Raw genomic sequence first — 14,814 nt, 5'->3', positions numbered from 1 at the left:
CGCTCGAACGCAGCTACCTGGAAAGCTGGGACAGCGCCCGCCCCGGTGCTCACCCCCACCGGGACTTCGTGAACAGGTGGACCACCGACGGGTTCCGGTCCTACGTCGACGACCTCCAGAGTTCCGTCGATCGCCAGCTCGAGGCCGCCATCGGCGAACAGGCCAGAGAAGCTGAAGACGCCTTCTTCTGGGTGACCCACTACGAGCGAGGCTTCTGGGACATGGCGATGTCAGGTTAGACCGACCGGCATCCAACTCGGTCCCGTGCGCCAGCATGCGTGAGAGCCCATCGCGTGATGGCCTAACCAGGCCGCCAGCAAGCCTGCGGGGCGATAACGGCGAGCCGCAGCACCTAGGAGACCCCTGAATAATGCCGCGTGGCGGTTGGCGGGTTGATCGTTCGTTGTTGGGATGATTTGGGTGTGCAGGGTCGATCGGATAGTCAGCGGGGATTGTTGGATGCGGAATCGGTAGCGGGGCATCTGTTGAAGGCTGGCAGCGTCTTTGCGTTCCTGGCCGCGCATCGGGGCGAGTTGTTCCCCGATGAGATGTTTCGTGATTTGTTTCCCACGGGTCGGGGTCGGCCCAGTGTGCCCGCTGATGTGATGGCGGCGGTGATCACGTTGCAGGCGTTGCACGGGATGTCTGATAGCGAGACTGTGGATGCGGTCACTTTTGATCTGCGGTGGAAGATGGCGTGCGGACTGCCGGTGAGCGCGGGGGCGTTTCATGCGACGACGCTGACGTATTGGCGTCGGCGGTTGGCGGCCTCGGATTCCCCGAACCGGATTTTTGAGGCGGTGCGCACGGTGGTCGCCCAGACCGGGGTGTTGGCGGGCAAGACGCGCCGGGCATTGGATTCCACGGTCCTCGATGATGCGGTGGCCACCCAGGACACGGTGACCCAGGTGATCGGCGCGATCCGGCGGGTGCGCCGCGAAGTCCCCGGTGCCGGCGAGGTCATCGCGGCGCAGTGCAGCGCCCACGATTATGACGACCCGGGCAAGCCGGCGATCGCCTGGAACGACAAGGCGGCGCGCGATCAGCTGGTTGACGCCCTGGTCGGTGATGCGCACCGGCTGTTGGGTCACTTGCCGGAGACCGAACACGGGCCCAGGGCCGCCGAAGCGCTGGCCCTGTTGGCGCTGATCGCCGGCCAAGACGTCGAGCCGGTCGAGGGCTCTGATGGCACCGACGGGCGATGGCGCATCGCCCAGCAGGTGGCCCCCGACCGGGTGATTTCCACGGTTGATCCCGACGCGCGCCACGCCCATAAGACCGTGGCACGCCGCCAGGATGGATTCAAAGCGCACGTGGCGATCGAGCCCGACACCGGGATCATCACCGACTGCGCCCTGACCAAAGCCAGCGGACTGGGCGCCGACGGGCAGTCGGTCAGCGAGGCACGCACCGGCCTGGACCTGCTCGACGGGGAAGCCGGATCGGTGCGGGTGTTGGCCGATTCTGCCTACGGCTCTGGGGAACTGCGTGCCGAACTCATCACCCGCGGCCACGTCGATCTGGTCAAACCCGCACCGACTCGCTCGGCAGTGCTGGGCGGGTTCACCGTCGATGACTTCGCTGTCGACCACACCAATCGGACCGCGACTTGCCCTGCCGCAGTGACCCGCAACATCGGCCGGGCCGGGTACGTGAAGTTCGGGGCGGCATGTCGGGGGTGCCGGTTGCGTGAACGCTGCACCGGCAGCACCGACGGCAAGAGTCTGAGGATCCGTCCCCATGACGCTCTGCAACGAGCCGCCCGAGTTGCAGCGCGAAACCCGGACTGGCAGAACGAATATCGTCAACACCGGCCGATGGTCGAACGTAGCATCGCCTGGCTGGCCCGCGGCAACCGCAAAGTCCGCTACCGCGGTGTAGCCAAAAACGACCACTGGCTCCACCACCGTGTCGCAGCGATCAACCTGCGCCGGCTCATCACCCTCGGGCTCGATTACACCGGCACCACCTGGGTCATCGCCTGACCCAGACTCTTGCATCACCGCCGACCCGACTGCAAAACTCGACACGGCGGGGCGACCTCTGTGTCGACCGCAGGGTCTGACTTCACCAGCGCCACCGAGCGCCTCGAGGCGCCCCGCCCCAAAGGCACTAATTCAGGGGTCTCCTAGTGGTTGGTGCCGCGGTGTGCGGCCCGTTCCCGTGCCCGCTCGTCCGCTGCTTCCTGCTCCTCTGGTGTCACCACAATGGCATCAGGGCCGGGAACCACCGTCGCCGCATGGCCGGTGGCGAGCCACCGCACCACGTAGGGAGGCGAGCCGTCGGCGGAGTGCACCTCCGTAATAAGCCCCCGCTGGTCCGAGCGCTCGGTTGTCGTGCCCTTGATCACCAACCAGTCGCCTACGTTGGCTTTCATCGCCGACTCCTTCCTGCAGCCCCGTTCCGATTCTCCGCGCCTCCCAGGGTCGGCGGTACCCCCGCCCGAGAGCATCTCGCCTATAACCCCGAGGGATCCGTCCACCCAAGTGCGATGTAACGGGTGAAGCCCTGCCCGGCGCGCTGCAGCCCGGCGACCTCGCGGTGTGGGACGGTCACGTCGCGATGGAGGTCGACAACGGCATGACGATCGAACGGGTGCAGAACGAGCGCCGTCATGTCATCGCCCCGGCCCACGGATTGACGATCCGGCCCGCTGGCCGGTTACCAAGTGCAAACAAACGACCACGCCGCCACCACCTCGCCGTTTTACCTGCTGTGGTCCAGTATCAGAATGCGCGAGCCTGAGGCGCAGGAACCACGACGATCGGGTTGAGTACTACCCGCGCCGGCCACGAGCCCGCCGCCTACACCCGTAGCGATCAGCCACTGATCGGGCGATTCGGGCCCCTCGGCCGCGCGGTCGCAGTATTGTTCTCCTCCTGAACGAGCCAGGACAGTTGCGCAGCTTCCAGGACAAGGTGATGATCATTGCAAGGGGAACTGCCAACCGTTCGCCGTTGGGCTGGCACTTCGCGACCTCATCGCCCGGTTGCTCTCAGTAGTCTGGTTGCGACCAGAATCTCACCGTACCCAACCCTACGAGCGGAAAGCGCACGAACCGGCATGACCATTCCAACCGATTCGCTTCGTCACGAACCGGGGCCGGACGACGGGCGGGTGTCCTCAACCAACGCGGACCAAACCGCCAGCGGCCACCGTGTCGGGCACCAGCGTTCCCACACCGACGACGGCTTGCCCGAAGGGCAAAGGTCCTCAACTGGCACGGATGAATCCGCCGCCGGAGCCCAGCCGGTGCCTCATTTATACGAGGACGATGGGCGGACCTTCCTGGCCGCTCGCCGGCGTCCCACGGCCGCGTACGGCTGGCGTAAGGTGATCGCCAACATCACTGGTGGGCGGATCAATCCGGAACCGAGCGCCGAGCAGCAGCACGCCGCCGAGTTGATCCGCCGGATCCGCGCTTCGCTGGACGGCGTGCACAAGGTGGCGTTCGTCTGCGCAAAGGGCGGTGTAGGTAAGAGCACGATGGCAGTGGCGGTGGGCAATGTCATCGCCCGTGTACGCGGCGATCGGGTGATCGCCGTCGATGTCGACCCCGATCTGGGCGACCTTTCGGCGAGATTCAGTGAGCGCGGTGGCCCGCAGGCCAACATCGAGCAAGTGGCGTCGCTGCAGAACATCGAACGCTACTCGAATGTGCGTGTACACACCGTGGTGAATAACGATCGGCTGGAACTGCTGAGCGCCCAAAACGATCCGAAGTCGGCGTACACATTGGGTCCGGAGGACTACGCGGCCACGATGAAGATCCTGGAACTTCACTGCAATGTGATCTTGCTCGACTGCGGGACATCGATCACCGACCCGCTGTTCAGCAGGATCGCCAGCGATGTTAGCGGTCTGGTTGTGGTGGCATCCCAGGATGTGCGCGGCGTCGAGGGGGCGTTGGCCACCTTGGATTGGCTGTACGCGCATGGCTTCGACTGGTTGCTGCCGCAGACCGTGGTGGCCCTGAACGCAACTCGGGACGGCCAAGCGCTTATCGACCTCAAAGTCGTCGAGAACGAATTCGGCAAGTTCGTGCCGGAGGTCTTCAGGGTGCCCTTCGACCCGCATCTGGCCGAGGGGGTGGCAGTCGATTTGAGCACCCTCAAACCACGCACACGCAAGGCTGTGCTCGAACTTGCTGGTGGCGTGGCGCAGCATTATTCCACCAGCCCGGTGCGGCCATACCGCGAGGACGACTTGGGCGCCTGGATCGATATGATCCGCTGAGGCTTGCCGCCCACTGGCGCCGAACCCCGTACGTACCCCGCACACAGTGAACGTGCTGGGCATTGCAGCGGATGCTCGGCCACAGCTCAGCAAAGGTTACCCTCGACACCTACGCGGACCTATTCGATGACGATCTGGACGCGGTCGCGGTCACTCTGGATAGCCGGTATTCACGTGAAGGTGTGGCCAAAATGTGGCCAAATGGAAAAATGATGCCCGCTAGCAAACAGTAAAAGCGTCCTTTACCTGTAATAACAGGTCGACAGCTATGGCGGTGGCGGAGGGATTTGAACCCTATTTTGTGGGCTGGTCAAGGAGTCGAAATCGCCCTCTAGCTGCTGAAAGACATCACTGGTCTTCACGGCAGTTATCTGTAACTGTGGGCAAATTGTGGGCAAAATGTGGGCACGGCACGCGGATCAATTGGGTACAGAATGACCGCCGTCATGGCATTGCCTCGGCCCACGGATTGACGATCCGGCTCAATCCATGGGTCCGAGCGTTGGCTGCGATTCGGGTCGTCGACGCCCGCGGTGGCCAGGCCATGCCGAGCCTTAGGCTTGGTTCGTGGTCTCGCTTGCCGACTCGTTATGGCACCGGAACCGGGTCCTGGCTGAGGACGCCGCGTTCCTCGATGCGTTCAGCCGCGCCTATGCCTTCGGAGTCTGCAACTACCTCACCACTCACACTGAGCAAGCCAGCGGCGGCATTGAGTCTTTGGCTCTTCTTGGCGAACAGCAGGGTATGGGCCCGAGCAAGTCTCAAGGGATCATCCAGCAGGCGGTCACCAACGTCTGTCCGTGGAATCAATCCACGTTCGCAAAGCACGTCATGACAGACACCAGCAATTTCTAATCGAACCTGACACGTCGACGAAGGACCGCTTCCATCCCGCCCGGCGTTGGTCGAACGAGCGCTGAGACCGAACCACCATTGGCGAGCTTGTAATCCCTAGGTCGCACGTTCGAGTCGTGTCGGGGGCACGTTCTCTGCGCTGGTAGAGCCACTAGGTTGCCGGCTGGCCCCCCCGCGCCGGTCGTTCACCCTGGCGAGCGGGCGGTTCACCCCGGCGAGTAGATCGGCGAATCTGTCGGTCGCCGGTGTAACGATTGGCCGCATGGCTCTGGTACCCGCGCAATGCTGGCTTCGGACGTTCAAGATCACTGCCGGCACTCACTCGGCGACGTGCTTTGTGATCAGCCGGCACGACCGTCAATGGCTGATCACCGCGAAGCACTTCATTGACGGCGCACTCCCGGGTGGCGGCGCGATGACCCTTCATCGGCACCAAGGCGACGTCAATGAACAGGTCCAGCCGCTGCCCGTTCCACTGACACAGCCCGGTGCTGACATCGCAGTATTCTCGTTTGGCGACACCAAGCTTGTCGACGAAAGCATGACGCTGACCCCGTCAGCGGGCGGGTTGGTCCTCAGCCAACAAGCATTCTTCCTGGGCTACCCGCTGCCGGACAGAGTGCCGATAGCCGGTTCCATACCGTTCGTCAAGCACGGCATCGTGTCTCAACGCGCGATGGTCAACGGCGTCCACATTTGGTGGGTCGATGGAATCAACAACCCCGGCTTCTCAGGCGGCCCTATGGTTTTCAACGAGGGCGGTGGTATTGGCACGATCTGGCACGTGTTGGGAGTCGTCTCCGGCTACATCACACAACACATCGCCGTCGTGGGCGGTGCGGGCCTCGTGCCTACAAACTCCGGCATCCTCGTCGTGTACGACATCAAACACGCCACAGACGCGATAGACGCTTTCGTCGGGCAAACGCCTACCCCACCAAACTGACCACGTTCGTCGCCGGGGCACTCGGTAGCGGCGGCTCCGGCGGCGTGTTCGCGACCGGGCTCCTCCGGTATGTAGTCGGCGTAGACGGCCATCGTCACCACGAGGTCGGCGTGGCCGAGCCACTGGCTGACCTACCGCGGCTCTCGCCGTGTGTAATCTGCTGCGCTGCAAACGTATGCGCACGCCTCCGACGGCGCCCAACGGTCCGAGGCTAGGAAGCTCCATGGACCGTAGTGGATGAGCGCCGGCCACGCCTGAAGGATCAGATACAGTGCGGTGCCCGCCAGCGTGAGCACGACGAAAACCGCCGCCGCGACCACCAGTAAGCGGAACACCACATCGCTTTGACGGCGATAGGAGACGTGAGAGTGGCGAGGTTTGACAGGTACCTCGAGTGAGCCGGCCAGCTTCAATGCGACCCCAGACCTTCTGCTCTGGAACGTGGTCGGGGCATTAGCCCACCGGCGCACTGTTAATTCTGATCTTCTTCAGCTGGCCAACGGCCTTCTGCTGCAAGTCCTTGCCCAGTGGGGCGTAGCTCAGGTCGGCCACCTCGTCCTGGCCCTTCGACAGCACCCATGAGAAGAAGTTCACCACCGCCTTGCCCTTGGCCGGATCCGTCTGATTGGTATAGACCAGCGCATAGGTGGTGCCGATGATCGGATAGGCGTTGGGGTTTGGGCCGTCGGTGAAGCTGGTGCGCAGGTCCTCGGGGTAGGTGATGCCCTCGGTGCCCTTGGTGATCGTGGCGATGCAGGGGTGGATGAAGTTGCCGGGCTGGATGAAGTTGCCGGCTTTGTTCTTCACCTGGCCGAACTTGAGGTACTGCTCGAAGGCGTAGTCCAATTCGACGTAGCCCAGGCCGCCCTCGGTCTGGTTGATCACCCCGGACACGCCCTCGTTGCCCTCGCCGCCGATCCCGACGGGCCAGGCGACCTCTTTGCCGAAGCTCTTGTCGGATCCGCCCAGGGCGCTCACCCAGGTCGGGCTTTCCTTGGTCAGGTAGTCGGTCCAGATCGCCGTGGTTCCCGACCCGTCGGAACGGTGGGCCACCGCGATGGGCTCGTCGGGCAGGTTCGTTCCCGGGTTGAGTGCCTTGAGGGCGTCGTCGTTCCATTTGGTGATCTTGCCGGCGAAGATCTTCCCAAGTGTCTCGCCGTCGAATTTCAAACCGGTGTCCAGACCCTTGACGTTGTAGGCCGGGACGACAGCGCCGAGCACCAACGGGATGTGCAGAATCGGTCCACCCTTTGCCGAGGCGAGTTCGCTGTCTAACATCGGGGTGTCGGAGGCACCGAAATCGACGGTGGCGGCGCTGATCTGCTGCACGCCTGCACCGGACCCGATGGACTGGTAGGCAACGTCCACGCCATCCGAGGTGCTGTAGTCCTTGGTCCATATCGACATCGCGGGCGCCACAAATGTGGATCCAGCCCCCGACAAGGTGTTGGCGCCGCCGTCGAGTTTGTTGAGTGGGCGCGGGTAGCCGGGCTTGGAGGCGGAGCCCTGGCCGCAGATCTGGACGGCCTGCGCAGCCTGGGTGTTGTTCGCTCCTCTATCGCTGGTGCTTCCGCTATTGCTGGTGCTTCCGCACGCAGCCAATGCACCGGCAGTCAGCACGGCGATCGCCACGTTAGTGAAAGTCTTCGTGATCATCGATCCTCCACTGGAACGCGATGCCTGGTGGGCCGGTCTGACATCCAAAACACCAATGTGAAAAACCAACCTCTCATCGAACCGCCGCGGAGCTCAGGGTTTGCGGCCACGTCAGCCGACGGTGCAGCCACAAGGCCACGTAGACAAGGCCGAGCAGCACGGGCACCTCGATGAGCGGGCCGACGACCCCGGCCAAGGCTTGGCCGGAGGTGGCGCCGAATACGCCGATGGCCACGGCGATCGCTAGCTCGAAGTCGTTGCTGGCCGCGGAGAACGCCAGCGCCGCCGTGCGGGCGTAGGACAGGCGTAGCCACCGGCCGATGGCGAACCCACCGACCCACATCACCGCGAAGTAGACGAGCAGCGGCAGCGCGATCCGGGCCACGTTCACCGGCTCGGAGGTGATCGTTTTACCCTGCAGCGCAAAGAGCACGACCACGGTGAACAGCAACCCATACAAGGCAATCGGCGCAATGCGTGGCAGCAGCGCGCTCTCATACCACTCCTGGCCCCGGGCGCGTTCACCGAGCGTTCTAGTGAGGAATCCAGCGACCAGCGGGATCCCCAGGAACACCACAACGGTGACCGCGATCGCAGCGAAAGAGACGTGCAGGCTCTGAGTTGGCAAGTCCAGCCAGGCGGGCAACACGTTGAGGTAGAACACGCCGAGACCGGCATAGAACAGCACCTGGAACACGGCGTTGAGCGCAACGAGCACGGCAGCCATTTCCCGGTCGCCGCAGGCCAGGTCGGTCCAGATCAGCACCATGGCGATGCAGCGGGCCAGCCCTACCAGAATCACGCCGGTGCGGTAGGCGGGCAGGTCTGGCAGCAGCAGCCACGCGAGGGCGAACATGACTGCCGGCCCGATGATCCAGTTCAGAATCAACGACACGGCAATCATGCGGCGGTCGGCGGTGATCCGCCCGATCTCCCGATAGCGGACCTTGGCCAGCACCGGGTACATCATCAATAGCAGCCCGATGGCGATCGGCAAGCTAGTGCCGTGGATAGACACGGCATTGAGCCCGTTGGCCAAACCCGGGATCAGGCGGCCCAACAGCAGCCCGGCCGCCATCGCCAGGCCAATCCACAATGGTAGGAATCGGTCGACCGTCGACAACCGGGCCACCACGTGGCTGTCGTCCGACGGCGCACTGCGGGTGGCGCTAGGGTTGTGGCTCATCTGTTCAATCCCGTTCTTTTCATTCGGCTGGGCTGGGCTACTGGCCCGAAGCGGCGTTACAGGCCTGCAGCGACGCGGTGAGAAGCGCGATGGCGAGGAATTCGCCGACTAAGCGCCGTGGCCGCGGGACGGTATTCATGGTCGGGTCGCTGGGCTGAGGGTGTCGGTTCCCAAAAGCTGCGAGAGTTGTTGCAGCGCAGTTCGGTTCACCCGGTAGTACACCCATGAGGCACGCCGTTCGCTGTCTAGCAATCCAGCGGTGCGTAGGACCTTTAGGTGATGGGAGATGGTGGGCTGGGTCAGTGCAATCCCTGCTGACAAGTCGCAAACGCAGGCTTCACCACCCTCGTGGCTGGCCACCACGCTCAGCAGGCGCAATCGCACTGGGTCAGACAGCGCCTTCAGCTTGGCCGCCAATTCGATGGCCGCGTCAGGCGAGAGTGGCTCACGCACAAGCGGAACGAACGCGCACCCGGCCTCCGCGCTCAACGGCAACTTCGACTTCGACTTCGACACACATCGATATTGACTGACATCGAATCCATGGTCAAGCCAACAGTGCATGAACTAACGAAAAAGCGGGATCGGCGGGCGGGATGACACCAATCCCGCCCGCCCCGTGGTGGCGGTCAGCAGCAAGAGGCCGCCGCCTCGTCTTGCTCGCCGGCAGCCGCCGATCCGCCACAGCACGCAGCGCCTTCGGTCTCGCGATCGAGGTGCTCAGGGCTTGATCCGAATGTCTCCGAGTCGGCTAGTACCGTATAGACCTCCCACTTCTCCCCGGCCGGCCCGGTCACCCAGACCTTGTCTTGGGTGGCGAAGCAACAAGTCGTTCCGATCTCCTCGTCGGTGAACAAACCCTCGCCCTGCAGCCGGGCGATCTCCTCGTGCACCTCCTCACTTGACTGGACCTCCACCCCCAGGTGGTTGAGCGTGCCGCCCTTTCCGGGGTTCTCTAACAGCACCAGCTTGAGCGGGGGCTCGGCGACGGCGAAGTTGGCGTAGCCCGGCTTGCGTTTCGCCGGTTCGGTATTGAACAGCTTGGAGTAGAACGTGACCGCATCGTCGAGGTTGTCGACGTTGAGGGCGAGTTGAACACGGGACATGACAGCAGACCTCCATACCTCTGAGACATATATCAAACTTGTGCGACTCCCTCAGCCTGCCACCTTTTTGATATATGTCAAACATGTATGGCAGAATAGTTCCGTGCCGAAGACACTGCCACTGATCGACATCACCGCGCCGGTATGCTGCGCGCCGGTGGCCGCCGGCCCCATGAGCGATGACGACGCCCTGCGGGTGGCTTTGCGCCTCAAGGCGCTGGCAGACCCTGCGCGAGTCAAGATCATGTCTTTGCTATTCAGCTCATGTGCCGGTGAGGCGAACACCCGCGAACTTGCCGCCGTTCTCAGATTGACCGAGTCAACCGTCAGCCACCACCTCAGCCAACTTCGCAGGGCGGGCCTGGTCGAATCAGACCGCCGCGGCATGAACGTCTATCACCGCCCCCACCGGGATGCAATGGCCGCCCTCTGCGCGATCCTCGACCCCAGCTGCTGCAGCTGATTTCGCGCCACTCCCAGCGCATCGCTAGCCGAGTTGGCTTGGCGCGCCGGCAGCGTCGACGATATCGGGCCATGAAACCCGCGCGAGCCGACGCGCGCAATGCACAACTGCTCTCGTCTGGTGAAGCGTCGGCGCCTGCCAGGACCACCAACCCGGTGAGCCGCGCCACTGCAAGGCTCTGGCCTGGGTCGTCGGGCCGTTGATCGAAGTCCCCGTCTTGGCCGCATTGGTCGATGTGTCGCTGGCCCTTATCTTCCTAGTCCCTATCTTTCGACGTGTTTGGGCGTGATCCAACACCACCCAGGCAAGGCTTCGAGTTTGCTGGCGCGGTGTGGCGATAGCCGGCCGTTGTCGTGGGCGGTACGTTGAGCGCGGACCCATTCCCCGACGGGGTAGCCGTCGAACCGCTGCCTGCAGGCAGGCTGGGCGTGCCCGTGAGCGGCAGCATACTTGGATAGTGCGCTCAAGCCCCGTTGCCACCGCTGCTCCAGCGGGTCCCACTGCCAGCCGGGTAAGGCTGCCAGCTCAGCTGCGCGGTCGGAGCTCAACAGCCCTAGGCGCTGCTCGCGGCGTCGCCTCGCGACCCACCAGCCGAGCGGAAAGCCGTTAATGACTTCGCGCGACGCTGGCGCCGCGTGGCCAGTTTGAGAAACGTATCGCCGCAGTACGTTTACGCTGTTGCTCCAGTTCTGTAGTCGACGATCCGCCCAAGACCAGCCAGGCAGCGTTTCCAGTTCGATGGAGCGCTCCGGAGGTAGGTCGCCGGAGCGGCAGTCGGCGCGACAGCGCTGGATCCAATGGCCCAGGCGGAACTGTCCGAGCCGGGTTTCGGGGCCTACGCCAACAAGACTGCCGTGGCGCGCAACGTAGAGGCGGCAGACGGCCAAGCCCTGTGCCCACCGCGCCTCTGCGGCGTCCCATTGCCATCCAGGCAACGCCGCCAACAGGCCGATCCTGGCCGCGGCCAGGGTTCCTGCTGCATAAGAACGACGCTGAGCCGCAGCCCAGGCTTGCAGGTCAACACCGTCGAACGTGGTTTGCGCGGTGAGTACGGTCGTGTCGTGTTCGGCCGCGTAGTGGGCCAGGGCGCAGAATGCGTGTCGCCAGCCGTGGGGTCGGTCGGGCCGCCCCCAGGACCAACCGTCGACCGCTTCCAGGTCGGCGGTGTGTTCGGCGCTGAGGACATCGAGCCAGTAGTCGTCACGGCAACGGTGGACCCACTGGCCCAGCCTGATGCCATGCGCCCGAACGCGGCGAGGAACATCGGCGCTGCCACGGGTATCGCGGTAGAAACGCAACGCGGACAACGCCTTTTGCCACATCTCATCATCGGGATCGGTGGCGACGAGGTCGTGATCTGGCTGAGTGGAAGTCATGCGCAAATTGAGGGAGCGAGCCGGTATCCGGCATCACGGTTCTCGGGTGAGAGGTCAGCCGAACCGGCCGGAAATGTAGTCCTCGGTGGCCTTCTGGTCAGGATCGGAGAAAATCTTCTCGGTGTTGTTGATTTCGATCAGCCGTCCTGGCTTGCCGGTGGCTTCCAGGTTGAAGAATGCGGTCTGATCGCTGACGCGGGCGGCCTGCTGCATGTTGTGGGTAACGATGACGATGGTGTAGTCCTTCTTGAGCTCAGCGATCAGATCCTCGATTGCCAGCGTCGAGATGGGGTCAAGCGCCGAACAGGGTTCGTCCATCAGCAATACGTTGGGCTGCACGGCGATCGCCCGGGCGATGCACAGCCGCTGCTGCTGGCCACCGGATAGGCCGCCGCCGGGCCTGTCCAGCCGATCTTTCACCTCGTCCCACAGGTTCGCCCGGCGCAACGACCGTTCGGCGAGCTCGTCGAGGCTTTTCTTCTTGTGTATTCCTTGCAGTTTCAATCCGGCGACCACATTGTCGCGAATCGACATGGTGGGAAAGGGGTTTGGTCGCTGGAACACCATCCCGACGATGCGGCGCACACCAACCGCGCTGATCTGCGTGCCGTAGATGTCCTCGCCGTCAAGCAACACCGATCCTTGCACCCGGGCCCCCGGGGCGGTCTCGTGCAGACGGTTCAGAGCCCGCAAAACAGTCGACTTGCCGCACCCGGATGGTCCTATCAACGCGGTGACACTTCGCGGACTGACGGTCATATTGACATCGGCCACTGCCTTAAAGGAGCCCTAGTAAATGTTGAGATCCCGCACCTCCAGCCGTTTCGCGACCCTGTGCAACCCAAGGGCTCTGTCGGTCACCGGCTTCGTGGCTGCGGGTGCTCGCGGGGCTGTGCGTTTGGGACTCCCGATCGCCGCGTCATCCGTTGCCACGTTGATGTCCCGTGTCACGCGATCCTCCTGTGATGTCGTTCCTGTTCAGACCCGGCCGGTGGACCTGTGTCGTTGTCGTGGGTTGGCCGAACCCGCCACGCGCCGATCGCGGCCACAGGTAACAGCGGGCCGCCTGGATCGGCCGCCGATTCGGCTGACACACAGCGTGATTGCTCACCCGCCGCATCTGCATCGCACCCGGGCAGAATATGCCGGATGCGCCGGGCGTGCCACGGATCCCACAGGGCCGGTCAACGTCCGCGACTAACGCTGGACCGGCGGGCGATCAGCCGAGCCGCCACCGTGAACAGCAGGACCATCACCACCAATGTGAGCGCTCCCGCCCAGGCGCGCGCTTGGGCGGCTTTGAACCCGGTGGTGGCGTTGCCGAAGATCTGCAGCGACAGCGTCGACATTCGCTTGGTCGGATTGAGCTCGATGAACAAGTCGTTGCCAAGCGCGGTCAACAGCAGGGGCGCAGTCTCTCCCATCGCACGCGCGAACGCCAGCATGACACCGGTGATGATGCCTGAGCTGGCCGTGGGCAAAACGATCGCCAGGATGGTCCGCGCCTTGGTCAGGCCCAACGCAAGCGAGGCTTCGCGCAGATCGTGCGGTACCAGCCGCAACATCTCGTCGGTGGAGCGAATCACCAGCGGCAGCATCACCAGGGCCAGCGCTATTCCGCCAGCGATTCCGGAGAACCCAAAGAGCACGACCCACACCGCATACACAAGCGCCCCGGTGACGATTGTCGGCACGCCGACCAGGATGGTCGCTGAACCGGCCGGCCGATGACGGCCGATCGGGTCCCAAGGCTTGCCTACGGGCAATAGCTCAAATACCATTGAGTCAATGATTACTGAGCGGGATACCGGGGCAATGCGGCGGGCGGTGGTCCACGCCGCGCTTGCCGATCCCGGCCGGTTGGCGATCGTCGACGAACTCCTGCTTGCCGACGCGTCGCCGTCGGAGCTGCAGGGGCTGGTGTCGATGTCCTCGAATCTGATGGCCCACCACCTGGGAGTACTCGAGCAGGCCGGGATGGTGTGTCGGGTCCGCTCCGAGGGTGATCGTCGGCGCACCTATCTGCAGCTGATTCCCGAAGCGCTGGAGGTGATGGTGCCCTGCGCGATGCGGCGGCGGGCGGACCGCGTGGTGTTCGTGTGTCGTCAGAACTCGGCCCGCAGTCAGTTGGCCGTCGCGGTGTGGAAACGTCACAGCCCGCTGCCAGCGGCATCGGCGGGCACCCACCCCGCCGCGACCGTCCATCCCGGCGCGGTGGCCGCGGCCCGGCGTCGGCACCTACCAATGCGCCAACGCACGCCCCGTCACCTCGACGATGTCGTGTGCCCCGGGGACCTGCTGGTAGCGGTGTGCGACAACGCTCACGAAGAACTGCCCGCTAACTTGCACCACATCCACTGGTCGGTTCCCGACCCGGTGCCCGCCGCTGACCCCGACGCGTTCGATCGGGCTCTCGACGACTTGACCGAGCGGATAGACCGCCTCGTCCCGGCCCTACAGCCCTTCTAGCAAGGGAGCTAGCTCATGACCGACAACCTCGCCGCCGATGTCGCCAACCACGTGCGCTTTGATCTGTCCATCGACCAGCGGCTGGCACTCAAGACTGCCGCCGCGGCACTGCGCAAGGAGTTCTCCGCCACGTTCGGGGTGGAAACCATCGAGCGGTTCCTGCACTCGTCCTACGATCAATTCGCCAGCCGCGCATCGATCCCCAACTTCTTGCCGCTGCTGGCAGAACGCTTCGCGCGGCAACGGCTGCGCGCACTGGCCAAAGTCGAAGGCAAATCCAACGACGGAAAACCCATCGTGCTGTTCCTATGCACGCACAACGCCGGACGCTCGCAAATGGCGATGGGTTTTTTCACCCACCTGGCCGGCGATGCCGCGGTGGCCTGGTCCGGCGGCTCCGAACCCGGCAACGAGGTCAACCCGGCCGCCATCGAGGCCATGGCCGAGCGTGGCATCGACATCTCCGGCGAATATCCCAAACCCTGGACCGACGAGATCGTGCAAGCCGCCGATGTCGTCAT

16 protein-coding genes and 2 pseudogenes are annotated in these 14,814 nt (G+C 64.0%); 9 read left to right on the top strand and 9 right to left on the bottom strand.

Annotation, left to right across the window (positions count from 1 at the left end; translation table 11 throughout):
* Positions 1-239, top strand: a pseudogene (locus ACLQI9_RS17025) (hypothetical protein); the annotation flags it as partial.
* A 183-nt stretch (positions 240-422) separates the two neighbouring features.
* The gene (locus ACLQI9_RS17020) at positions 423-1,985 is read left to right on the top strand and encodes an IS1182 family transposase (protein ID WP_442381193.1); all 1,563 of its coding nucleotides are present in this window, start codon (positions 423-425) and stop codon (positions 1,983-1,985) included.
* Between the two features lie 143 nt (positions 1,986-2,128).
* Here the strand turns inward: ACLQI9_RS17020 and ACLQI9_RS17015 are convergent, their stop codons facing one another.
* Positions 2,129-2,377, bottom strand: a complete 249-nt coding sequence (locus tag ACLQI9_RS17015) for a DUF1918 domain-containing protein (protein ID WP_442381195.1) — start codon at positions 2,375-2,377, stop codon at positions 2,129-2,131.
* 80 nt (positions 2,378-2,457) lie between these two features.
* A complete protein-coding gene (locus tag ACLQI9_RS17010) occupies positions 2,458-2,616 on the bottom strand; it encodes a hypothetical protein (RefSeq protein WP_442381197.1) in 159 nt (52 codons plus the stop codon).
* Between the two features lie 447 nt (positions 2,617-3,063).
* On the opposite strand from ACLQI9_RS17010, the gene ACLQI9_RS17005 reads away from it, so the two are divergent.
* From ACLQI9_RS17005 to ACLQI9_RS16990, 4 genes and pseudogenes are all read left to right on the top strand, one after another.
* On the top strand, positions 3,064-4,236 hold the full coding sequence (locus tag ACLQI9_RS17005) for a nucleotide-binding protein (RefSeq protein ID WP_442391953.1): 1,173 nt from the start codon (positions 3,064-3,066) through the stop codon (positions 4,234-4,236).
* 59 nt (positions 4,237-4,295) lie between these two features.
* Positions 4,296-4,469 (top strand): annotated as a pseudogene (locus ACLQI9_RS17000) (site-specific integrase); the annotation flags it as partial.
* A 334-nt stretch (positions 4,470-4,803) separates the two neighbouring features.
* Positions 4,804-5,091, top strand: a complete 288-nt coding sequence (locus ACLQI9_RS16995; protein ID WP_442382677.1) for a hypothetical protein — start codon at positions 4,804-4,806, stop codon at positions 5,089-5,091.
* Between the two features lie 262 nt (positions 5,092-5,353).
* The gene (locus ACLQI9_RS16990; RefSeq protein WP_442382678.1) at positions 5,354-6,037 is read left to right on the top strand and encodes a S1 family peptidase; all 684 of its coding nucleotides are present in this window, start codon (positions 5,354-5,356) and stop codon (positions 6,035-6,037) included.
* Between the two features lie 453 nt (positions 6,038-6,490).
* Here the strand turns inward: ACLQI9_RS16990 and pstS are convergent, their stop codons facing one another.
* From pstS to ACLQI9_RS16970, 4 genes are all read right to left on the bottom strand, one after another.
* The gene (gene pstS / locus ACLQI9_RS16985) at positions 6,491-7,693 is read right to left on the bottom strand and encodes a phosphate ABC transporter substrate-binding protein PstS (protein ID WP_442382679.1); all 1,203 of its coding nucleotides are present in this window, start codon (positions 7,691-7,693) and stop codon (positions 6,491-6,493) included.
* Positions 7,694-7,766: 73 nt separating this feature from the next.
* Positions 7,767-8,879, bottom strand: coding sequence for an ACR3 family arsenite efflux transporter (gene arsB / locus ACLQI9_RS16980; protein ID WP_442391952.1), 1,113 nt, complete (start codon positions 8,877-8,879; stop codon positions 7,767-7,769).
* A 135-nt stretch (positions 8,880-9,014) separates the two neighbouring features.
* Entirely contained in the window at positions 9,015-9,395 is a 381-nt protein-coding gene (locus ACLQI9_RS16975) for an ArsR/SmtB family transcription factor (protein ID WP_442382681.1), read from the bottom strand.
* Between the two features lie 113 nt (positions 9,396-9,508).
* Complete coding sequence (locus ACLQI9_RS16970; protein WP_442391951.1) at positions 9,509-9,985, bottom strand: ArsI/CadI family heavy metal resistance metalloenzyme; 477 nt, start codon at positions 9,983-9,985, stop codon at positions 9,509-9,511.
* 103 nt (positions 9,986-10,088) lie between these two features.
* On the opposite strand from ACLQI9_RS16970, the gene ACLQI9_RS16965 reads away from it, so the two are divergent.
* Positions 10,089-10,448 carry an Rv2640c family ArsR-like transcriptional regulator gene (locus tag ACLQI9_RS16965; RefSeq protein ID WP_442382683.1) on the top strand — a complete coding sequence of 120 codons (360 nt, stop codon included), beginning with the start codon at positions 10,089-10,091 and terminating at the stop codon, positions 10,446-10,448.
* Between the two features lie 263 nt (positions 10,449-10,711).
* Here the strand turns inward: ACLQI9_RS16965 and ACLQI9_RS16960 are convergent, their stop codons facing one another.
* The 3 genes from ACLQI9_RS16960 to ACLQI9_RS16950 form a co-directional block, all read right to left on the bottom strand.
* Positions 10,712-11,824 (bottom strand): helicase associated domain-containing protein, encoded by a 1,113-nt coding sequence (locus tag ACLQI9_RS16960; protein WP_442391950.1) that lies wholly within the window; start codon positions 11,822-11,824, stop codon positions 10,712-10,714.
* Between the two features lie 54 nt (positions 11,825-11,878).
* The gene (gene pstB / locus ACLQI9_RS16955) at positions 11,879-12,598 is read right to left on the bottom strand and encodes a phosphate ABC transporter ATP-binding protein PstB (RefSeq protein WP_442382685.1); all 720 of its coding nucleotides are present in this window, start codon (positions 12,596-12,598) and stop codon (positions 11,879-11,881) included.
* Positions 12,599-13,008: 410 nt separating this feature from the next.
* Positions 13,009-13,605, bottom strand: coding sequence for a PstA family ABC transporter permease (locus tag ACLQI9_RS16950; RefSeq protein ID WP_442382686.1), 597 nt, complete (start codon positions 13,603-13,605; stop codon positions 13,009-13,011).
* Between the two features lie 7 nt (positions 13,606-13,612).
* On the opposite strand from ACLQI9_RS16950, the gene ACLQI9_RS16945 reads away from it, so the two are divergent.
* Entirely contained in the window at positions 13,613-14,293 is a 681-nt protein-coding gene (locus tag ACLQI9_RS16945; RefSeq protein WP_442382687.1) for an arsenate reductase/protein-tyrosine-phosphatase family protein, read from the top strand.
* Between the two features lie 15 nt (positions 14,294-14,308).
* On the top strand, positions 14,309-14,814 hold a 506-nt coding region (locus ACLQI9_RS16940; protein ID WP_442391949.1), incomplete at its 3' end, for an arsenate reductase/protein-tyrosine-phosphatase family protein.

The organism is Mycobacterium sp. (assembly GCF_052143115.1).
In the GTDB taxonomy this organism is placed as follows: domain Bacteria; phylum Actinomycetota; class Actinomycetes; order Mycobacteriales; family Mycobacteriaceae; genus Mycobacterium.
Note: the sequence above shows the minus strand (reverse complement) of the source record. Positions and strands in the feature narration are given on the sequence as shown.